General features: G+C 33.3%; 23 protein-coding genes. 5 read left to right on the forward strand and 18 right to left on the reverse strand.

The genetic code is table 11. The features are described from left to right. Positions 1–89: 89 nt before the first annotated feature. Both RB619_RS06670 and RB619_RS06675 read left to right on the forward strand, forming a co-directional pair. Positions 90–1,034, forward strand: coding sequence for a lysylphosphatidylglycerol synthase domain-containing protein (locus tag RB619_RS06670; RefSeq protein WP_308095652.1), 945 nt, complete (start codon positions 90–92; stop codon positions 1,032–1,034). Then, the gene (locus RB619_RS06675) at positions 1,031–2,134 is read left to right on the forward strand and encodes a glycosyltransferase (protein WP_308095655.1); all 1,104 of its coding nucleotides are present in this window, start codon (positions 1,031–1,033) and stop codon (positions 2,132–2,134) included. The genes RB619_RS06670 and RB619_RS06675 overlap by 4 nt, the downstream gene beginning before the upstream one ends. A 123-nt stretch (positions 2,135–2,257) precedes the next feature. On the opposite strand, the gene RB619_RS06680 is transcribed toward RB619_RS06675, so the two are convergent. Then, the gene (locus RB619_RS06680; RefSeq protein WP_308095657.1) at positions 2,258–2,743 is read right to left on the reverse strand and encodes a hypothetical protein; all 486 of its coding nucleotides are present in this window, start codon (positions 2,741–2,743) and stop codon (positions 2,258–2,260) included. 50 nt (positions 2,744–2,793) lie between these two features. Next, the gene (locus RB619_RS06685; protein ID WP_308095660.1) at positions 2,794–3,177 is read right to left on the reverse strand and encodes a hypothetical protein; all 384 of its coding nucleotides are present in this window, start codon (positions 3,175–3,177) and stop codon (positions 2,794–2,796) included. Between the two features lie 45 nt (positions 3,178–3,222). Between RB619_RS06685 and RB619_RS06690 the strand changes: the two genes are divergently transcribed. Further along, positions 3,223–3,723, forward strand: a complete 501-nt coding sequence (locus tag RB619_RS06690) for a DUF456 domain-containing protein (protein WP_308095663.1) — start codon at positions 3,223–3,225, stop codon at positions 3,721–3,723. A 282-nt stretch (positions 3,724–4,005) separates the two neighbouring features. Next, positions 4,006–4,608, forward strand: coding sequence for a DUF937 domain-containing protein (locus RB619_RS06695; RefSeq protein WP_308095665.1), 603 nt, complete (start codon positions 4,006–4,008; stop codon positions 4,606–4,608). A 62-nt stretch (positions 4,609–4,670) separates the two neighbouring features. Here RB619_RS06695 and RB619_RS06700 read toward each other — a convergent pair whose 3' ends face one another. The 7 genes from RB619_RS06700 to RB619_RS06730 form a co-directional block, all read right to left on the reverse strand. Continuing rightward, positions 4,671–5,579, reverse strand: coding sequence for a pseudouridine synthase (locus tag RB619_RS06700; RefSeq protein WP_308095667.1), 909 nt, complete (start codon positions 5,577–5,579; stop codon positions 4,671–4,673). Positions 5,580–5,923: 344 nt separating this feature from the next. After that, on the reverse strand, positions 5,924–6,880 hold the full coding sequence (locus tag RB619_RS06705; RefSeq protein ID WP_308095670.1) for a geranylgeranylglycerol-phosphate geranylgeranyltransferase: 957 nt from the start codon (positions 6,878–6,880) through the stop codon (positions 5,924–5,926). A 62-nt stretch (positions 6,881–6,942) separates the two neighbouring features. Continuing rightward, on the reverse strand, positions 6,943–7,533 hold the full coding sequence (locus RB619_RS06710) for a DUF502 domain-containing protein (RefSeq protein ID WP_308095672.1): 591 nt from the start codon (positions 7,531–7,533) through the stop codon (positions 6,943–6,945). A gap of 75 nt (positions 7,534–7,608) precedes the next feature. Continuing rightward, positions 7,609–8,547 (reverse strand): mevalonate kinase, encoded by a 939-nt coding sequence (locus tag RB619_RS06715; protein ID WP_308095674.1) that lies wholly within the window; start codon positions 8,545–8,547, stop codon positions 7,609–7,611. Positions 8,548–8,549: 2 nt separating this feature from the next. Beyond that, on the reverse strand, positions 8,550–8,855 hold the full coding sequence (locus RB619_RS06720) for a type II toxin-antitoxin system RelE/ParE family toxin (protein ID WP_308095676.1): 306 nt from the start codon (positions 8,853–8,855) through the stop codon (positions 8,550–8,552). Then, entirely contained in the window at positions 8,855–9,073 is a 219-nt protein-coding gene (locus RB619_RS06725) for a hypothetical protein (protein ID WP_089052482.1), read from the reverse strand. The genes RB619_RS06720 and RB619_RS06725 overlap by 1 nt, the downstream gene beginning before the upstream one ends. A 30-nt stretch (positions 9,074–9,103) precedes the next feature. After that, positions 9,104–10,204 carry a diphosphomevalonate decarboxylase gene (locus RB619_RS06730; protein ID WP_308095680.1) on the reverse strand — a complete coding sequence of 367 codons (1,101 nt, stop codon included), beginning with the start codon at positions 10,202–10,204 and terminating at the stop codon, positions 9,104–9,106. A gap of 152 nt (positions 10,205–10,356) precedes the next feature. On the opposite strand from RB619_RS06730, the gene RB619_RS06735 reads away from it, so the two are divergent. Next, positions 10,357–10,833, forward strand: a complete 477-nt coding sequence (locus RB619_RS06735; protein ID WP_308095681.1) for a TspO/MBR family protein — start codon at positions 10,357–10,359, stop codon at positions 10,831–10,833. Between the two features lie 18 nt (positions 10,834–10,851). Here the strand turns inward: RB619_RS06735 and RB619_RS06740 are convergent, their stop codons facing one another. The 9 genes from RB619_RS06740 to RB619_RS06780 form a co-directional block, all read right to left on the reverse strand. Beyond that, the gene (locus RB619_RS06740; protein WP_308095684.1) at positions 10,852–11,559 is read right to left on the reverse strand and encodes a hypothetical protein; all 708 of its coding nucleotides are present in this window, start codon (positions 11,557–11,559) and stop codon (positions 10,852–10,854) included. A 6-nt stretch (positions 11,560–11,565) separates the two neighbouring features. Then, positions 11,566–12,315, reverse strand: coding sequence for a hypothetical protein (locus RB619_RS06745; protein ID WP_308095686.1), 750 nt, complete (start codon positions 12,313–12,315; stop codon positions 11,566–11,568). 11 nt (positions 12,316–12,326) lie between these two features. Then, a complete protein-coding gene (locus RB619_RS06750) occupies positions 12,327–13,043 on the reverse strand; it encodes a hypothetical protein (protein ID WP_308095688.1) in 717 nt (238 codons plus the stop codon). A 146-nt stretch (positions 13,044–13,189) separates the two neighbouring features. Next, positions 13,190–13,837 carry an HAD family hydrolase gene (locus RB619_RS06755; RefSeq protein WP_308095690.1) on the reverse strand — a complete coding sequence of 216 codons (648 nt, stop codon included), beginning with the start codon at positions 13,835–13,837 and terminating at the stop codon, positions 13,190–13,192. 4 nt (positions 13,838–13,841) lie between these two features. Next, complete coding sequence (locus tag RB619_RS06760) at positions 13,842–15,050, reverse strand: NAD(P)/FAD-dependent oxidoreductase (protein ID WP_308095692.1); 1,209 nt, start codon at positions 15,048–15,050, stop codon at positions 13,842–13,844. Next, positions 15,047–15,724, reverse strand: coding sequence for a glycerophosphodiester phosphodiesterase family protein (locus RB619_RS06765; RefSeq protein ID WP_308095694.1), 678 nt, complete (start codon positions 15,722–15,724; stop codon positions 15,047–15,049). The genes RB619_RS06760 and RB619_RS06765 overlap by 4 nt, the downstream gene beginning before the upstream one ends. A 132-nt stretch (positions 15,725–15,856) precedes the next feature. Further along, positions 15,857–17,518, reverse strand: a complete 1,662-nt coding sequence (locus RB619_RS06770; RefSeq protein WP_308095696.1) for an alpha-amylase family glycosyl hydrolase — start codon at positions 17,516–17,518, stop codon at positions 15,857–15,859. 197 nt (positions 17,519–17,715) lie between these two features. After that, entirely contained in the window at positions 17,716–19,578 is a 1,863-nt protein-coding gene (locus RB619_RS06775; RefSeq protein ID WP_308095698.1) for a glycoside hydrolase family 13 protein, read from the reverse strand. A gap of 106 nt (positions 19,579–19,684) precedes the next feature. After that, entirely contained in the window at positions 19,685–21,799 is a 2,115-nt protein-coding gene (locus RB619_RS06780) for a glycoside hydrolase family 97 protein (RefSeq protein WP_308095700.1), read from the reverse strand. Between the last annotated feature and the right edge of the window lie 14 nt (positions 21,800–21,813).

Below are 21,813 nucleotides of genomic sequence, written 5' to 3' on the forward strand. Positions count from 1 at the left end.
GTTTCAAGTTTCAAGTTTTTTGAAAATCAAAACGATTCATTTTCCCATTTTCAAATTGCCGCATTGTTAAATTGAATTACTTTTGCGGCATGATTTCAATTCCTCACAAAGCTAAGCAATTCCTTGTTCTTGTAGTCAAACTTTTGATTGTTGGCGGCGCATTTTATTTTATTTACAATCAGCTGGCTAACAACGATAAATTGGACTGGAACAAGTTCATTGTTTTATTCCGAAAAAATCAGTCGGTTTTAGGGATTTCGTTTATACTGCTTTTGAGTGTTTTGAATCGTTATTTTGAGATTTTGAAATGGCAGAATTTGGCGAAAGTAATTCACGAAATTTCGGTTTACGAATCTACAAAACAGGTTTTAGCTGCTTTAACTGCCGGAATTTTTACGCCAAATGGAGTAGGAGAGTACGCAGGAAAAGCATTATATTATCCAAAATCGGAAGCCAAGAGAGTAGTTTTCTTGAACTTAATCTGCAACGGGATTCAGATGATTTTGACCATCATTTTTGGAATCTTCGGTCTGTTGTATTTCAATGCCCAATTTAATGTCATTACGACAAAAACAGTTTTGATTTTATTTGGCGGATTTATACTGATTCTGATTGTTTTGTTTTCGATCAAAAAAATAAAAGTCAAAGGCTATTCGATTGAAAAACTGATTCATAAAATCAATGAAATTCCGAAATCAATTCATCAGAAAAACATCTTTTTAGGCATTTGCCGTTATTTGGTTTTCTCGCATCAATATTACTTTTTGTTTTTAGCTTTTGATGTCGATTTGCCTTATTTAACTTTAATGGCCGCTATTACTTCGGTTTATTTTCTAGCTTCTTCTTTGCCAACATTTCAGTTTTTAGATTTTGCTGTAAAAGGAAGTGTAGCGATTTACTTCTTCGGAATTTTAGGCGTAAACGAATGGATTGTTATTTTTATCAGTACTTTGATGTGGTTTTTAAACGTAGTGCTTCCAGTAGTTTTAGGAAGTTATTTTGTGCTGAATTTTAAAACAAAGTCTGCAGAATGATATTGGCACTATTCTCCATATTCGCAATTTATGTTTTCAGCATTTGTCTGCTTGTTTATGGATTTTGTAAAGTCAAAAAATATCAGAAATCAGATGTAGAACCAAAGACAAGTTTTACAATTATTGTTCCTTTCAGAAATGAAGAAGAAAATCTTCCCAATCTATTAAAAAGCTTTTCAAAACTAAATTATTCATCAAATTTGTTCGAAGTAATTTTGGTAGATGATTCTTCAAGTGAAAAGTTTCAATCATCAATTGTTAATTATCAATTGTCAATTATAGACAATATTCGTGTTTCAAATTCTCCCAAAAAAGATGCTATTACAACCGCAATGCAGCACGTAAAAACAGATTGGGTAATTACAACCGATGCTGATTGTATTGTTTCAGAAAATTGGCTTTTGACTTTTGATAATTACATTCAGGAAAATAAAGTTTCGATGCTTGCGGGTGCCGTAACATACGAATGTGAAAACTCATTTTTAGATCATTTTCAGCAATTAGATTTAACAAGTTTACAAGGCGCAACAATTGGAAGTTTTGGAATAAATAAAGGATTTATGTGTAACGGCGCCAATTTTGCGTACAAAAAAACATTGTTTGAAAGCTTAAATGGTTTTAGCGGAAACGACAAAATAGCAAGTGGCGATGATGTTTTTTTACTCCAGAAAGCAATCGAAAAATTCCCAAATGAAGTTCAGTATTTAAAAGCAGAAGAAGCAATTGTTGTGACAAAACCAACTGAAAATTGGAAGACTTTATTTTATCAAAGAGTTCGTTGGGCCGCAAAAACAAGTTCGTATAAAAGTACATTTGGAAAGTTTTTAGGATTAATTGTTTTCTTCGGGAATTTCAGTTTTGTAATTGGATTTTTCTTGCTTCTTTTCGGAATCCTTTCTTATCCGCTTTTTGTTTTGTTTGCCTTTTTTAAGTTTGCAATTGATTTTATTTTGCTTTCAATCACCAATAAATTCTTAACACAAATCAGAATCAAAAGTCTTTTATTGAGCAGTTTGCTTTATCCTTTTTTCAGTTCAACTGTTGCTTTGTACAGTTTGTTTGGTTCTTATGAATGGAAAGGGAGAAGATTTAGTAAATAAAATTCCGAAAATAAAACCATATAAGTCATATAAGAAATTTTAGCTCAGTTTCTGAGTCTTATGAAGTCTAGTTTTTCCATCAAGTTTTTAATGAACTTAAATTACTTATATGGTGAAAAAAAACTACTTTTCATTTTTTGCCTTGATAATCACCGGCAAAATAAACTGCGTTTTTACCGGAATGCCACGTTTTATGGCCGGGCTAACTTTTGGAAAATCAACTAAGCGAGCATGCAAAATACTGTCAACTTTAATCGTGTCGTAAGCAACAGAATCTTTAGGGAACTGCGGTTCAAATTTCATTTTTGCATTCGGGAAAACAGTTACTTTTACTTCGATTGTATCGAGTTCAGGATATAAAATAGACAAACTATCAATATCTAATTTTTGCTGTACAAGTTGCGCCATAACATCAAAAAAGCATTTTTGACGTTGTTTTTCATCGGCAATCGTTTCGCATTCTGCAAGGCTTGGATATTCGTCAACTTCTTTCCAATTAATGGCTTTCAGTTCCTTTTGAAGTAATTCTTTTTCAGACGGAACCTTCTTCTCAAAATATTGACAAGAATTAAAAAATAAGAAAACTAAAAAAATGAAAAACTGCTTCAAGATTTTGAGGTTGAGTTGAATAAAGTAATTATTGTGGTATAAAAATACGATTATTTTTTTTGAGAACCTTTGTATTCTAAATAATCTTCATAGCTTTCTGATAGCCATTGCTGTTTGTTTTGTGACGCAACTTCCTTTTGATCAGGATACAGAGAAGCAAGCCTGTCTGAAAATGTGGCAATCTGAACCGTATAGGTATAAAATTCAGCTTTTGTAAAAAGAACTTCAGGATCTTCTTTCCGGTTAAAAAACTCTAGAAAAAGTGTATCAAATTCTTTAAGTGAAAAATTTAATACTTTTTTCTTATTACTTTTATAAATGCTGTCTTGAAGAAGAAGATCATCTAAAGAAAGTTTTTGAGTCTGTGCATGCAAATTCGAAGGAATTGAAAGCACGAGAAAACAGAATGCAAATATTTTCAAAAATTTTGACATAGCTTATTTTTTATCAGATTTGCAAATACAATTTACAAAAAATATATGGATTTAGTATTGTTGTTGCTCGGTTTTATATGTATGATTATCGGTATTTTTGGCAGTTTTTTGCCTGTTTTACCTGGATTGTCAAGTTGTTGGGTTGGATTATTGCTTTTGTATCTCACAAAAGCAGTCGAAAACAATTATTGGGTTTTGGGTATAACATTGTTGATCACGATAATTATTACAATTTTGGATTACATAATTCCGTCAAAAGGAACTAAAAAATTTGGCGGAAGTTCATATGGAGTCTGGGGAACAAACATTGGTTTAATCATTGGAATTCTAGCGCCAATACCTTTTGGCGTAATTATAGGGCCTTTTGTTGGAGCGTTTTTAGGAGAACTTATTTATGATTCTAAAAACCATCAAAGAGCTTTAAAGGCCGCAACAGGGTCGTTGCTTGGTTTTTTGGCTTCAAGCTTCATAAACTTTATGTTTTGTATTATTTTTCTTGGCATTTTTTTGCATCTAACATGGGAATATCGAAACATTTTATTTTAATTCTGTAAAAGTACTTAGGATTTGTCTTATTATTTGTTTGTTTTTTCAAAATGTTGAAATTTTTCAAAAAATAATTTCATTTTCTTTTGATTTCGAAAGCATTATGTTTACTGGCGTTCATGACAGTTTCTGTTAATAAGCTGTTAATCGGGTATGTATATTCTTAACTTATTTTTTGGAAATGTTAAAATATTTTATATTTTTATCCTGATAAACGATAAAAAGCCTCACTTTATCGATTATTTTAAACAATTATAAATAATTATTTTATAAGTTATGAGTATGACCCCAAACCTACAAATTGAACTTAGACGTTTTATTTCTTCTAATGTTGTTTCCAAGTTAAACAAGTTTTATTTCGAAAATGATGCACTTTTAATTAAGGGAATTGATGTTTCTATAGGCACAATTTTAATGGGTCTATACAACAAAGCCGAAGAATTAGGCTTTTATAAAGAAATTATCAAATTAATCGAAGACGATTCTACTTTTTATCAGGAAGTCGATTTTACTTCAGGCCGAATTTTATCAGTTGATGATTGTTATCGTATCGAAGGAAACGCCATCTTAAAAGAAATCTTCACCAATAAAAAAGGCAGAATTTCTGAAATGATTTCAAACGAAGTCGGAATCAAAAGTGAAACTGCCCGCGAAATATTAAACTTCTCTGCACTTCTTGTTGTCTCTTATCTTAAAAATAATATCCAGCTTTTAGACAGTTTAAAATTGCTTCTGGAAGAGCAAAAAAGAGAAATCCTGAACAGCATTCAGCCAGGAATCAAAATCATCTTAGGATTCACATGTTACGAAACAGTTGAAGACAAAAATCAAAACATTGGAAGATCAATTTTCACACTTTTCGGACATAACTTTTTCAGTTTCTAAATAAAAAAATCCCGTCTTACAAAAAGTAAAACAGGATTGATATTTAATCTAATTTGAAAAACTTATGCGTTTTTCAAATTGATAACCTCTTGGTCTGTCAAGAAACGCCAGTTTCCTCTAGGCAGATTCTTTTTAGTTAAACCAGCAAATGAAACGCGGTCAATACGCAAAACATCATAATCAAAATGTTCGAAAATAGCACGAACTACTTTTACATTAGATGATTTCAGTTTAAGTCCAACTTCACTTTTTGCTTCTTTTTCAATATAACTAACCTCTTCAACAAACACACGGTGTCCGTCAAGAACAAGACCTTTGCTGATTTTTTCCAAATCCTCAAATTTCAAGTTTTTGTCTAAAGAAACCTGATATATTTTAGACGATTTTTGACTCGGCAAAGTAAACTTGCGAATCATATCGGTATCGTTAGTAAACAAAAGCAATCCAGTTGTGTTCTTGTCCATTCTTCCTACTGGAGCAATTTTGGCAGTAGTAGAACCGCGAACAAGTTCTAGAACGTTACGATATTCCTGTCCTTCATCAAGTGCAGTAGTAAAGTTTTTAGGCTTGTTTAGTAAAATGTATTCTTTCTTTTCTGGAGTCAAAACCACGCCATCAAAGTTTACAACATCATTCAATTTTACTAAATAACCCATTTCAGTAACCGGAACGCCATTTACTTTAACGTTTCCAGACTGAATATATATATCAGCATCACGACGCGAACACACTCCAGAATTAGAGATGTATTTATTCAAACGAATTTCATCTGAAGCCTTTTGTCTTTTTGCCGGCTGATTTTGTTTTCTAAATTTTTCAGCTGCTGCTTCCTGCGCCGCTTTAACTTCAGGCTTCACTTTTTTTGGCCCTTGAGCGCGCTTAGCCATAGGAGGTTTTGGCTTGCTTGAGTTTGATCTTGAGCTGTTTGGTCTCGATCCGCCTCTTTTATTATTGCCTTCCTTGTTGTTCATAAATTCTGTAATTTGTGCAAAGATAGTTTTTTCTGACCAAATAAACTTAAGTTCATTGTTCTTAGATTAATAGCAAAAAAAATAAAAGGATTTTGAAGCATCGCAATTGGCTTTTTTTCAGGCAGTAATTCCCGCTTTCCGTTTCAATCTTTTATTTTTTTAAAGGAAAAAAATAAAAGGATTTCCACTTCAATCGGGGCTAGGATTAAAACAATTGGCTTCTTTTAAATATTTGGGTTATTTCGCAAAGTTTTTCAAAACCAACACCAAGAGTCACAGGGAAAAATCGGCAGAAATCAAATAATCCGCGAAAACCCGTTCAATCCGTAAAAGCAGTGGTCAATCTAATACTTAGAAATCAATTCACGCCCGTGCCACAAAACACTAGGATTGATCAAAACAATACAGAAAACGCCCGAAACAATCAAAAACTTCAAAACATTATGAAGCATTAAAAACTGCTCTTTCGAATTTGATCTCCAAAGAAAAATCAAGAAAAAAAGCAACACTCCAAAACAGACATAAAAGTAAATATCCATATAACCAACATCATAAATATTGACTAAAATATAAACCGGAATTATAGTTAAAAAAGTCAAAACCGTAATAATCTGTTTCGACGCTTTTTCGCCATATATAATAGGTATTGTGCGATAATCATTGGCCAAATCGCCTTTCAGATTTTCCAAATCCTTTATCATTTCCCGAATCAAAAGCAATAAAAACAAAAACATCGCATGTGCCGAAATGACCATGAAATGACTCATATGATCTTCAATTTCTTCAAACGAAATCTTATTGTAGAAATACAGTAAAATGGCAAAAAACGGAATGACAGCCATGAAAGACGCCATTAAATTGCCAATAATTGGGTATTTTTTAATTTTATGAGAGTAGAACCAAATCAGAAAAATATAAGCCGAAAAGAATAAAAAAGCGCGCCAAGAAACGATTGAAGCCATTAAAACCGCCAAAAAATTTAAACAGAAATAAACCGTCAACTTTGTTTTTTGGCTTACCAAACGATCCAGCATTGATTTGTTTGGTCTGTTGATCAAATCCTTTTGACTATCGTAAAAATTATTGATAATATATCCCGAAGCAATGGTAATGGCCGAAGCGAAAACAATCAGGAACAAATAAAAATCCAACAGAATATCAAGCGCTCTTTTCTCTGGAGCCAAAATAAAAATCGCCGATAAATATTGTGCTAAAACAATAATAGGAATATTGTAACCGCGTACCACAGAAAACAAACTGACAATTTTCATTACTACAAGTTTGTGCTGTCTGCTTAACATAAATTATAAAATATGATGGATTAGATTTGGGAAGTTAAAAGATATTTTTTGATTCTGAAAGCTTAGAGTTTGTTTTTTAACAATTCACCAGATCCGTACCCTAATTTTCGAATGCAGGCCAAAGCTTGTTTTTGCGTAATATCAATATCCTGAATGTCTTTTTTTTCTACAAAAACCACAGATCCGCTCCACGGATTTGGTGCATCAGGAATAAAGACTGTAAATTTCTCTTCACTTATTTGTTCTATCAAAAAAGCAAATTGCAAGCCAGCATCAGTAGGAACCAAGATTACTTTTAAATTTTCATTAGATTCAAAACCCAGCATGTTTTCATTCATATTTTTAATGAATGAATATCCGGGAACAAAGCTCAAAACGCTGTCTTCTAATTTTTGAATCAATCTTGCAACATAAACAGTTTTAGCCAGTAATCCTGCCACAAAACAAATAATGATGATAATTAATATTCCAATAAGTTCCTGAAGTGCCACTCCTAAAATTTGCACTTTCGGCAAAAGATTAACGAGCGGAAGCGTGACTTTTTGAATAATGCCAAATCCTTTTTCTAAAAGAACCAATATTAAAACTAATGGAACTAAAAAGAGAATTCCTCCTAAAAAAGTTGCTTTGATAATCTTTAAAATACTTTTCATATTCAGTAACTTTTTAGGATTAAGATTTCAGGAAAATGTATTCAAATAGCGGTAACTTTTTTAAGAGATTGGAACTTAAAATTGATAAACTACTTCTAGTTTGTAATCTTTCAAAGATACTTTTGCACGTTCTAAATCTTCGGTGAAACCAAGAATATAACCGCCTCCGCCAGAACCGCAAAGTTTTAGGTAATAATCGTTAGTGTCAATTCCGTGTTGCCAGATTCCGTGAAATTGTTCAGGAATCATTGGTTTAAAATTGTTTAAAACAACTTTAGAAAGCTTTTTAGTATTTGTAAACAAAGATTTCATATCGCCATGTAAAAAGTTTTCTACGCAGGCGTCAGTATATTTAACAAATTGATTTTTAAGCATCGTGCGGAAACCTTTGTCTTTTAAGTTTTCCATGAAAATATTAACCATTGGAGCCGTTTCGCCAACAATTCCAGAGTCCAATAAAAACACAGCACCTTTTCCGTCAAAACTCTGAGTCGGAATTCCGGTTGCTTCAATATTATCTTTAGAATTAATCAAAATCGGAATGCTCAAATAGCTGTTCAAAGGATCTAAACCAGAACTTTTTCCGTGGAAAAAGCTTTCCATTTGAGAAAATATATTTTTAAGCTGTAATAGTTTTTCACGAGTTAAGTTTTCTAAAACCGTGATTTTATTATTAGCATATTTGTCATAAATCGCCGCTACAAGCGCACCGCTGCTTCCAACTCCGTATCCTTGCGGAATACTAGAATCAAAATACATTCCGGTTTCGACATCATTCTTTAAAGTTTCTAAGTCAAACGTAACCAAATCTGGCTGTTGAACTTGCAAAACTTCAAGATAAGATGCAAAGCTTCTTAAGCTTTTGTTTGATGCAATAGCTTCAGCTGAAGGTTCTTCAGATTTTTTCAATGCACCATTGTAAAAATTATAAGGAATAGAAAGTCCTTTAGAGTCGCGGATGATTCCGTATTCTCCAAAGAGTAATATTTTTGAGTAAAATAATGGTCCTTTCATGTTTATTTTATGTCTTTCTTTATTTTATTTGGGTTTTGTCGTGTGTCAAAAACGGTGTGAATTCTAATTTCATTTGAACCAAAACTATACAAGAGACTTGATTGCTTTGTAACAACGCATTTTTGATATTTTTTATTTACAGATGATTTAGGGAAAATCTCAGGATTCATGCTGATTATTGAAATTGCTTTCTCAAATTTTACAAGAAACATTTCTTTGGATTTTCTTGACCATTTATCTTCAATAAAATTTAAAACTGCATCTAAATTTTTCTCCGCTGTTTTTGAAAAACTTACTTTAAGATTCACTATCTGTATTTTTTCATAACATCCTCATAGCTTTTAAATTCTCCTCTTTCAAATTCTAATTCGCTTTGAGTTATATCTTCTTTTTGTTGATCAGTTAAATCATCCCACCAATCTTTTTTCTTTTTAGAAAAAATTTTCTTGATAGAATCGATAATGGTTGGATCTTCAGTTTCCACTAATTTTTTTATCAGCTCAAGTTTTTCTAATTGAATGTCCATAATCTAAATTTTAATTAAAGATACGCAAAATTACAATGCAATTGCGCCTTCTCCAATTTTGTCGCAAATGTACTGACGATTCTGACAAAATACAACTAATTCGTCCTGAATAAATTGTAATACTTTTTCGCTAACGTTTTCGGGATAAAGCACATGCACATTTGCTCCGGCATCAAGCGTAAAACATACGGGAATATTAGTTTCTGCTCTAAATCTCCAGATCGCATTGATGATTTGCAATGTATTAGGTTTCATTAAAATAAAATATGGCATTGAAGTCATCATCATCGCGTGCAAAGTCAAGGCTTCGCTTTCGACAACTTTAATGAATTCATCTAAATCTCCGTTTTCAAAAATGGAAATTAATTTATCTAAGTTTTCGTGTGCTTGAGCAAAACGTCTTTCGGCATACGGATGATTGTGCATTAAATCATGTCCAACTGTGCTTGAAACTTGTTTTTCGCCTTTATCAACTAATAAAATAGTATCCTGATAATTCTTGAAATTTTCATGAATCGTGTACGGAAATTCAACTCCAAATAAATCGGTACTTCCTTTAATATTGGCTTGGCTTCCCCAAACAACAACATTTCCTTTTACACTTCTGCAAGCACTTCCTGAGCCTAAACGAGCCAGAAAAGATGCTTTTTGGTAAAAATAATCCTCCGTCATTTCTGGATTTAGCAATTTCTCCAAACTCATAAAATTCATTGCCAAAGCTGCCATTCCAGATGCCGAAGAAGCAATTCCAGAACTGTGCGGAAAAGTATTTTGGGTATCAATCGTAAAATGATAGTCTTTCAAAAATGGAAGATAAACTTCAACTCTTTCTAAAAACTTCTGAATTTTTGGTTTGAAATCTTCTTTTGGTTTTCCTTCAAAAAGCAAATCAAAAGAAAAACCATTTGTCACATTGAGCGAAGTCGAAATGACTCTTTTATCAAAACCCAATTTAGTAATCGTTTTGCAATTATTCAAAGTAAAACTAACCGAAGGATTTGCCGGAATTTGATTGTCTTTTTTCCCCCAATATTTAACTAATGCGATATTGCTGGGAGCGCTCCATTCAAAATTTCCGTTTTCGACTGTTGAAGTATATGTATTTGGAATAAAATCAGCTGCTGTAAACATGAATTATAAAATTTTGGCAAAGATAGTTTTTAAATTTTTTCACCATATAAGTTATATAAGAAATTATAAGCAGGCTTTACTAAAATGAACTTATATAACTTATATGGTTTAAACTTTTCTTTTGACTATTTTTGACTACAAAATTTGATAAAATGAACAAGATCGTAAAAATAGTTATTGCTTTAATCGTATGTTTATCAGTTGGCTATTCGGCAGGAATGGTTACAAAACCAAGTATTGAAACATGGTATGTAACACTTGAAAAACCCGTTTTTAATCCGCCAAATTGGATTTTTATGCCAGTTTGGACCTTACTTTACATTTTTATGGCTGTTGCTGCAGGATTAGTTTGGGATAAAATCAAAGAGCAAAATGAAGAAGTAAAAAAGGCTTTGGGCTTTTTTATAATTCAATTGACGTTAAATGCGATTTGGTCATATTTATTCTTCGGATTAAAAAATCCGATGTTGGCTTTGATAGAAATTGCACTTTTATGGTTGTTTATTTATGAAACTTATGTAAAGTTTGTCAAAATCAATAAAACGGCAGGTTATTTATTGATTCCATATTTAGCTTGGGTTGCATTTGCTGCTATTTTGAATGCTAGTATTTGGTGGTTGAATAAATAAGTTTTTTCAATTTTTAATCTATTTTAGCTTCTTAAATTCTTCATTTTTAGCATAAAGAAAATCCATAATAGCCAAAACATTTGGATTTTCCAAAAGCATTTTCGATTTGGGATCTGAGTCGCAAAAATCAATAAAGAGTTCTTTTTCTTCGGGTTTTAGTTTTAGATTTTTGATAAAAAAATCGGGTGGACAATAAGCCAGTATTAGTTTCTTAAAACGATCGTCGTCAAGTTCAATTTTTTTGTTTTGTTTGCCTTTTAAGGGGAATGAAACTCGAAGAGCTTCTCTAATAGTATTATCACTAACTCCTGTATTCCAGGATAAATCTTTGGCATTTTTACTAATCAATACATCTGCAACAGCATCAGCATCGAACTTAACTTTATCAAATTTGACTTTAGTTATGACAACTTCCTTCAATTCTTCGGGTTTCAGAATTGTATTCACGATTATATTATTCTGATTAATATTTTCCTGTGAAATTTTCAACCTTGAGAAAAAAGAATCCTTATAAAAAAAAATAAGACTGTCTTGCGCTTTTACCAAAATTGAAAATTGTCCCAATTCATTTGTTGTAGTGCTGATTTTAGTGGTCTTATTAATTACTTCCACTTTGTTAAGTGGTATATTCTCTGAAAGAACTTTTCCGTTTAAAACTTTTTCCGTTTGAGAAATACCAAGCTGATAAGTAAAGAAGGAAATTGTGGTAAGTAGTTTTACTTTCATCAAACTTTAGTTTTTAATTTCGGTTTTCAGCTTTCTAAACTCATCATTTTTGGCATATAAAAATTCCATTGTTGCCAGAATATTTGGATTTCCTAAAAGTATAATAGATTTTGGATCGGCATCACAAAATTGAATAAAGAGCTCTTTTTCCTCAGAATTCAATTTTAAATCTTTGACAAAAAAATCTTCAGAACAAGTTGTGGTAATTAATTTTCTGAAATCAATTTTTGGAGTTTCTTTTTTAGGCTCTTCGTCTTTTTTGAATAAGTTGTAAACTTGCTTGCCCAAATAAATGAAATCGATGTCTAAGGGGCTTCCCTTTACCTCATTAAAACCTTCAATTTTTAACCCTGGTCTTGATTTATGATCGTTTAGTTTTATTTGTTTTATATCTTCTTTACTGAGTGAAATTGAGGTAGTTTTCCTGTCTAAAATCACGACTTCATTTAATTCTTCCGCCTTCGGGATCATGTTTACAATAAGATTGTTGTTTTCAATTTCTTTTGCTGTAATTTTTAATCGTGTGAATAAATAATCTTTGGAGAAAAACAACAAGCTATCCTGTAATTTCACAGAAATCGAAAATTCGCCCAAAGTATTTGTTGTTGTACTTGTTTGAGCAGTTTTGTTAATGACTTCAATACCTTTGAGAATTAAGCTGTTTGAAACTACTTTCCCGTGAAGTGTTTTTTCGGTTTGAGAAATAGAGAGTTGGTAAGTGAAAAAGGAAATTGTGGTGAGTAATTTTACTTTCATTTAATGAACTTTTAGTTTTTTATTCCGGAGTTTAACATCTTAAATTCTTTGCTTTTAGTGTGTAAAAAGTCCATAGTATAAAGTAGGTTTTTCTGTTCTACGAGAATTTTAGCCTTAGGATCGGCATCGCAGAATTGTAGAAATAGTTCTTTTTCGTCAGGATTTAATTTTAAGTCATTTGTAAAAAAATCCAACGGAACAGTTGCTTCTGCTAATTTTTTAAAGTCTAATTCTTGGAATTTATATCTAGCTTTTTTGTCTTTTTTTCTAAATAAACTAAAAATAGCCATTAAATCGGCGCCATTTGCAATAGTTCCGTCGTAGACGCCAGTAGACAATGGAGGTCTTGGTACGATGATCGAGTTTTCGTCAGCAGGACCAACATGAGGAAATTTTATGTTTTTAATGACAACTTCATCCAGTTCTTCTGGTTTCAAAGTCATACTTACAATAATATTGTTTTGATTTATAATTTCCAGAGAAACTCTTAATCTTTTGAAGAAATAATCTTTGGAGAAAAAAATCAAACTGTCTTTTGGACGAACTAGAATAGAAAATTCTCCCAATTCATTTGTTCTGGTACTGGTTTTTGCAGTTTTATTAATTACTTCAACATTTGGTATAGAAATGTTTTGAGAAAGGACTTTTCCATTCAATAACTTTTCGGTTTGGGAAATGCCAAGTTGATAAGTGAAAATAGAAATTGTGGTAAGTAATTTTACTCTCATACAGGATTAATTAGTTGAGAGTAAAATTATTAGAATAGTCTTAATGAAAACTTACGGAATCTGTAAATTCTTGTTAATTTGTTTTGTAGTCTCGGTCGCAGTTTTCAGTTTGCAGGACTGTGACTAAAAACTGCGACTGAAAACTTTTACAAGATTTCGATTAATTCCGAAGCTTTATTGACAACGACTTTTGCACCGCTGTTTTTCAACTCTTCTTCGGTTCTATAGCCCCAAGAAACGCCTACGGGAAACATATTGGCATTTACAGCTGTTTGCATATCAATATCAGAATCGCCTACAAAAAGAATTTCCTCAGGTTTCAAATTCCAGTTTTTACTTATTTCAATGGCTTCAAACGGATTTGGCTTTTTTAATGCTTCTGTGCTTAAACCAACTGCAGTGTCAAAATAATCAGGAAATATTTCCGATGCTATTTTTTTAGTCAACTCATCAGCTTTGTTGGAAAAAACCGCTAATTTGATATTTTGTGAAGTCAAACTGTCTAATAATTCGACAATTCCGGTGTATGGTTTTGTTTTTAAAGTACAGATTTTTCGATATTCATTGACCATCAAATTGAAACAGATTTCAATTTGTTCTTCATTATTATTGGAAGAAGGCAAAGCTTTGCTGACTAAATTTCGTAAACCGCTCCCAATAAAATATTGATACGTTTCGTAAGTATGGGTTGGATAATTTAGACTTTGAAGAATGGTGTTCATTGCATCTGAAATATCGTGTAATGAGTCTACTAACGTCCCGTCTAAATCAAAAATAATTCCTTTAAATTTCATTTTATTAAATATTATTGGCTAAAATAAACCCGCTTGTCCAGGCATTTTGAAAATTAAAACCTCCTGTAATTGCATCGATATTGACAATTTCTCCAGCAAAATAAAGGTTTTCATGAATTTTGCTTTCCATTGTTTTAAAGTTGATTTCCTTTAAATCGATGCCGCCAGCGGTTACAAATTCTTCTTTAAAAGTACTTTTTCCGTTTACCTGAAATTTTGCTTTTGTAAGCTGAGAGGCTAAATTCTGTAAATGATTTTTAGATAAATCGGCCCATTTAGTTTCAGAATCAATTTCCGAAGCCAAAACCAAACTTTCCCATAAACGATTTGGAAAATCAAAAGGCGATTTTTTTGAAACGGCTTTTTTAGCATGTTCCTGTTTTAAGTCTTTTAGGATTTTTTCAGCATCTTCAGTATCAACATCATTTAACCAATTAACGAAAATCGTAAACTGATAATTTTTATCGTGCAAAATACGAGCGCCCCAAGCCGAAAGTTTAAGGATTGCAGGTCCGCTCATTCCCCAATGCGTGATTAACAAAGGTCCGGTAGATTCTAGTTTGGTATCTTTTACATTTACCGTAACCTGTGCTACAACACCGGGTAATTCTTTAATTCTCAAATCTTTAATGTTGAAAGTAAATAGGGAAGGAACAGGGCTTACAATTGCGTGTCCATGTTCCTGAAGCATTTCCCAAATTTTTGGATTGCTTCCCGTTGCCAGAATTAATTTTCCGGCAGCATAATTATCAGTTTGTGTATCAATTTTCCAATGATTTTCAGCTTTGAAAATGGATTGTACACTTTGTCCGGTTAGTACTTTTATGCCAAGTTTTTCGGTTGCTTTTAAGAAACAATCGATTATCGTTTGTGAAGAATTAGAAACCGGAAACATTCGTCCGTCATCTTCTATTTTTAATTCTACGCCATGTTTTTCGAACCATTCGATTGTATCACCAGAACAAAATTGATGAAAAGGTCCACGAAGTTCTTTTTCACCACGCGGATAAAATTTTACTAATTCGTTGGGTTCAAAACAAGCGTGCGTAACGTTGCATCGTCCGCCACCAGAAACGCGGACTTTAGAAAGTACTTCTTTTCCTCTTTCTAAAATGGCAATTTTTAGTTTCGGATTTTTCTCTGCAATATTAATCGCAGTAAAAAAACCTGCAGCGCCTCCGCCAACGATGATAATGTCGAAATTTTTGATCATATTTTATCTGGAAAATCAGTGATGATTCCGTTTACTTTATAACTTTTTATTTTTTGAATGTCTTCTTCAATGTTTACTGTCCAAGGCAAAACTAGAAATCCTTTTTCCTGCATTTGTTTAGTATTTTCGTCACTTAATAAATGATAATAAGGATGAATTGCTTTTGCTTTTATAGTTTCGGCGAAAGCCAAAGCCAAATTAAGATCAGTTTCGGTTAAAACTCCAATTGGAATTTTTGGATTCAGGTTGTGAATTTCCTGCAAAGCAATCCAGTCAAAACTTGAAACGATGAAATGATCGTAAGTCCAGTTTTTATCTGAAACATATTCTTCGATTAATTCATAGACACTCTGCTGTGGGCCTCTACACTTCAATTCGATATTGATAAAACATTTTTTATCGACTAAATCAAAAACCTCATTTAAAGTTGGAATTTCATATTTTCCATCAATCAAAAATGATTTTAATTCCGATAACGTAAAGGTATTTACAAGACCTTTTCCGTTGGTCATTTTGTCGATGGTTTCATCGTGAATTACGATTATATGCCCGTCAGAACTCAAGTGAACGTCAAGTTCAATTCCGTCTGAATTTAAATCTAAAGCTTTTTGGAAGGCTTGCAAAGTATTTTCAGGTTCGTAGGCTTTCGCACCGCGATGGGCAATCTTGAGCATCTGTTGTGAATTTAACCGCAAAGGTCGCAAAGTTTTACGCAAAGGTCACAAGTTTTTTAATTTAATTAAAAAGGTTCGCAAAGATTTTATAAACCTTTGCGAACCTTGCGTATTTCTTTGCGTGCTTTGCGGTTAAATTAATTCCAGTAAAACAATATCAAACTCACTGTCGATAATCACTTTTCCGTCAATAACTTCTATATTTTGATTGGAGTAAGCCTCTTTTAATTTAGTTCCGTTTGGGAAGATGTCGCCAACAGGAAGTTCTTTTCTGCCTCTTGGTAAATCAACTCCCATAACTACTTTATCTGTAAAAGCGCCTTTGGTGAAGATTCTAGAAAAAGTATAAGGATTAGCATTAATTAATTGGTGAACACCAGCTCCAACTGCCGGATGATTACGTCTAAATTGTCCTAATTTCTGCCAATGCAAAACTACTTTCTGCGTTTCAGAATTATTCTGAATAGCATCCCAATTCATATTTGAACGTAAGGTTGCATCGCCTTGAGTGCCTTCAACAACTAAAGAACGATTAGATTCATCACCATAATAAACTTGAGATATTCCGGGAGAAAGCAACAATTTGGTTCCGGCTTCGATACCTTTTGTTCTATTTGCATCAAAAGGTTGACCGTCGTCGTGAGAAGACATATAGTTTAAAACTGAAAAACCTTTCAAGTCATTATTTAAATGGTTGGAATATTTTGAAAACAAACCCTCGTAATCATTTTGAGCCGCGTTCCATTTGAATTCAAAATTGATCATGCTGTTGAAGCCATTTTGAAAATAATTTACTTTTCGGTCTCCAAAATCATAATCCTGACCACCGCTGATTCCGTAGCCGTAAACTTCGGCAATCGTATAAAACGGATTTTGATCTAAAACTTCCAACGGATGATGTTTTTTCCAAGTTTCAAAAGCGTAATCACATTCTTTTTTAAAATCGGCCCAAACGTTTTCGTCGGTGTGTTTTACGGTATCTCCGCGGTAACCATCAATTCCAAATTCTACAATATAATCTGTAAGCCATTTTATGATGTAATATTTTGGTGTTCTTGGATAGTTTGTTCTTTTGAAGAATTCGTCAAGCGAAGCAATTTCTTTTTCGTAACGACCTTCTTTTTTCCATTTTTCAACTAAAAAAGGAGGGAGTGCTACTTCCTGATTACTTTCAGTTCTAACGTCTGGAAGATTGTCAACCAAAGTACACATGGTTGTATTCTCGAAAGATTTATAATCGCAAACAACACCAGTTCTAACCCAATCAGAAGGCCAAACGGGATCTTCTGGAGTTACTGGTCCTGTATGATTTATTACACCGTCAAGAATTATTCGGATGCCTTTTTCATGTGCTTTTTTTACGAGTTTTGCTAAATCTTCTTTGGTTCCAAAGTTTGGATCTAAAGCCGTCCAGTCTTTTGCCCAATAACCGTGAAAACCATAACTAAGACCGGTTCCTTCGTCAACGCCATCGTGAATTTGTTCGACAATCGGCGTAAGCCAAATGGCATTTATTCCTAGTTTTTCAAAATAGCCTGATTCGATTTTTTTAGTGATTCCGATGATGTCACCGCCTTCAAATCCGCGTAATTTTCCGGGAGTTTTGGTTCGGTTGAAATTGACATCGTTAGAAGTGTCTCCGTTATAAAAACGATCTGTAAGTAAAAAATAAACATTTGCTCCTTCCCAAACGAAAGGTGTTTTCGAAGTATTATTCATTGTAACTGATTTTGAGCCAGAACAACTCATTGTTAAGTATACTAAAGATAAAAAAAGGAAAGTGTATTTTTTCATTATTTTAGAATATTTTAGGATGCATTGTGTTTAAAAAATAGCCACGAATTCCCGAATTATTTTTTGACAATGTTTGAAAATAAAAATTCGTGAATTCGTGGCGGAAAAAATAGTTTCTCGCAGATTTCGCAGATTCGGCAGATTTTCTTTTTTAATTATCTGCTCAATCTCCTAAATCTGCGAGAGAAAAAATACTGTTATTCCAATTCTAAAACCAAAGCTGATTTTGGTTCTAAAGTAATTTCAGTAGCTAAATCGAATGTTTTTCCTGTGATAACATCTTTTCCTGATTTAAAGTTTTTGATGTTTTCTTTGAAACGATTTGTTTTTACAACTTGCTCCTTTGCATTGTTATTGAAAACCACCATTACGGTTTTAGCATCGGTATATCTGAAATAAACATACGTATTGTTTTCAGGAATATAATGTGTCATTTTTCCAAAATGAACGGCTTCATTCGTTTTTCTCCAATTGAATAATTTAGATGTGAAATCAAAATATTGCGCTTGCTGAGCCGTTCTTCCTGCTGCGGTAAAAGCGTTATTTTTGTCGACAGCCCATCCGCCAGGGAAATCTTGACGAATATCGGCATCGCCTTTGCTTTTATCTCCGCCCATTCCAATTTCTGTACCATAATACACTTGCGGAATTCCGCGAATGGTTGCTAGTAAAGTCATGGCCAGTTTGTATTTTGGTAAATCATATTTGAACTTTTCGTTCATACGATCTGTGTCATGATTTTCTGCAAAAACTAAAATATTATTGGTGTTTGGATATAAATAATCCATCGCAAAATTGTTGTAGAATTTAATCAATCCGCTATCCCAGTTTGGTGTATCTTCGTTGAAAGCAGAAGTAATTTGACTTTGAAGTGTAAAATCCATTACACTTGGCAAATTCGAATTGTAGTTTTTGATGGCTCCAATTTTACTGTCTTTTTGCCAATAGGCCAAACTTGCCTGATTGTGCATCCAGATTTCGCCTACAATATTAAAGTTTGGATATTCATTTGTAATTGATTTTGCCCAATTTGCCATTGCAGTTGGATCAGAATAGTTGTAAGTATCCACTCTGAAACCGTCAAGATTCGCAAATTCTATCCACCAGATAGCGTTTTGAGTTAAGTATTTTGCAACCAGAGGATTTCTTAAATTCAAATCCGGCATTGAAGGCACAAACCAGCCGTCAACACAAACTTCCTGATCAGATTTTGAAGCGTGCGTATCCGGAATTACCTCACGTCTGTGATTGGTTTGCGTGAAATTTTCAAATTGATTGAACCAAGTTTTTGTTGGCATATCTTTCATCATCCAGTGCGTAATTCCCCAGTGATTCGTAACATAATCCATAACCAGTTTCATGTTCTTTTTGTGCATTTCTGCAGAAAGACGAGCATAATCGTCATTGGTTCCGTAACGCGGATCGATTTTGTAAACATCTGATTGTCCGTAAGTGTGGTACGAATGCTGTTTGTCGTTGTCTTCGCATAAAGGCGTACTCCAGATTGTTGTAGCGCCCAAAGAAGAAATATAATCTAGGTTTTTAATAATTCCTTCTATGTCTCCACCATGGCGTCCTCCCGGTTCTGCGCGGTTTCCTTTTTCAGTTAAAACGGCATCAGTGTCGTTTTTAGGATTCCCATTTGCGAAACGATCCGGCATGATTAAATAAATCAAATCCGATGCATCGTAACTTTTTCGGTCTGCCGAATTTGCTCTTCTTTCTTTAAGCGAATATTTCTGAGTAAAAGCTACTTTATTGTTGTTTTTGAAAGAGAAAACCAATTCAGAAGCTTTGATGTTTTGCGTATCAATTGTAACAAAAAGGTAATTTGGGTTTTCTGTTTTTTCAACATTTTTGATCACAACATTATTTGAAACCGAAGCTTCATATTGTGAAATGTTTTTTCCGTAGAACATAATCTGTAATTCCGGATTCTTCATTCCGGCGTACCAAAATGGCGGTTCTACTTTTTGGATTTGCGCTTTTGCGGAAGCGGAAAACAACAAAACCATTAAAACTAATTTGTAGAATGTGCGGTTAATTTTTAGGTTATTCATAGTAAAGATGAATTTAAACCATATAAGAAATGTAAGAACAATTAAGAAAAAAACTGGGGAGATTTTAATTTTAAATGAACTTACATTTCTTATATGGTTAATTAAATTATTTTGTTTCAATAATGCTTATCGCATAACCTCCGCCAGGAGCAGATAATTGAGATAATTTTGATTTGCTTGTTACAGCAATTTTCTTGATGGTATAAGCTTGCGGATTTGTTTTGTAATGCGCATCTTTTGCATCAGCATAAATTGTTGCAGTGTATTTTTTGCCTTTTTCAAGGAAGCTGAAATCGATGTTTGACGTACGAGAAGTTTCTCCGTTTACATTTCCAACGAACCAGTTGTTTGTTCCTTTTGCTTTACGCGCAACTGTGATGAAATCTCCTGGTTCAGCTTCAATATATTTACTTTCTGACCAATCTACAGCCACATCTTTAATGAATTGGAATGCATCTGGAAAACGGTTGTAGTTTTCTGGGGTATCAGCAGCCATTTGCAACGGACTGTACATTGTTACGTATAATGCTAATTGATTACAGATTGTACTGTTTACATGCGATTTGTTATCAGGATTCATCTTGCTGATATCCATTTCGAAGATTCCCGGCGTGTAATCCATTGGGCCACCAATTAAACGTGTAAATGGTAAAACCGTAACGTGATTTGGTTTAGAACCTCCAAAAGCTTGGTATTCTGTTCCTCTTGCTGCTTCGTTTCCAATTAAGTTCGGGTACGTTCTGCAGATTCCTGTCGGACGAACTGCTTCGTGAGCATTCACCATAATTTTATAATCAGCTGCTTTTTCGATAGCGTATTGGTAATGATTTACAATCCATTGATCGTAATGGTTTTCACCGCGAGGTAAAATATCTCCAACGTAACCGCTTTTTACAGCATCGTATCCGTTGTCTTTCATGAATTTGTAAGCAGCATCCATATGGCGTTCGTAGTTGCGAACAGAACCTGAAGTTTCATGGTGCATGATGATTTTTACATTTTTAGATTTTGCGTATTCGTGCAAACCTTTTACGTCAAAATCCGGGTAAGGCGTCAAGAAATCAAAAACATAATCTTTTGAGTGTCCAAACCAATCTTCCCAGCCTTCGTTCCATCCTTCTACTAAAACAGCATCGAAACCATTTGCAGCAGCAAAATCAATGTATTTTTTTACGTTAGCATTGTTTGCACCGTGCGTTCCGCTTGGTTTTGCTTTTGAAAAATCAGAAACTCCTAATTGAACTGTTGGGAAATCATTTGTGTATGACCAAGAGCTTTTTCCTGTGATCATTTCCCACCAAACACCAACATATTTTACTGGCTTAATCCAAGAAGTATCATCAATTTTTGATGGATCATTCAAGTTTAAAGTCATTTTTGAAGCCAAGATTTCTCTAGCGTCGTCGCTTACCATAATCGTTCTCCAAGGCGAGTGGCTTGGCGCTTGCATGTAACCTTTATCACCTTTTGCATCTGGCGTTAACCAAGATTCGAAAACTAAGTTTTTATCATCTAAATTCAAGTGCATACAAGAATAGTTGATCAAAGCCGCTTCGTGCAAGTTGATGTAGATTCCGTCAGCAGTTTTTAACATCAAAGAAGTCTGAACTCCTGTTGGTGAAAAAGATTTTTGAGAAACGTTTGCAGTGTATGCTTTTTGAGATAAACCTCTAATTTCAGATAATTTCGATTTTGTATAATCGTATTCCTGAGTATCATAATCTCCTGGAATCCAGAAAGCAGTATGATCTCCAGTCATTGCAAATTGAGATCTTTCTTCTTTAATTACAAAATAAGTAAGATTCTTTTGCGCTGGGAATTCATATCTAAATCCAAGTCCGTCTTCGAATAAACGGAAACGGATAATGATTTGTCTGTCGGTTCCTTTTTGATTTAAAGTCACAGCCAATTCATTATAATGATTTCTGATATGATCTACTTCTCCCCAAACTGGTTTCCAAGTTTCATCAAAAGTCGAAGTTTTAGTATCAACAACCGTAAAGTCATTCAATAAAGATTTTTTATCATCTTTAAGTTCAAGACCTAGTTTACTGGTTTTTACAACTTCTTTGTTTTTGTATTTTAAATTGTACGTTGGAGTCCCATCGTTTTGAAGAGAAAATTCCATTACGAACTTGCCTTCGGGTGATTTTAACTGCTGCGCTTTTGCAACTGTGCTAAACGCAAACAAAATTAAACTTGCGAAAAATAAGTTTTTCATGTTTTTTTAGTTTT

Source organism: Flavobacterium sp. LHD-80 (genome assembly GCF_030929605.1).
GTDB lineage: Bacteria > Bacteroidota > Bacteroidia > Flavobacteriales > Flavobacteriaceae > Flavobacterium.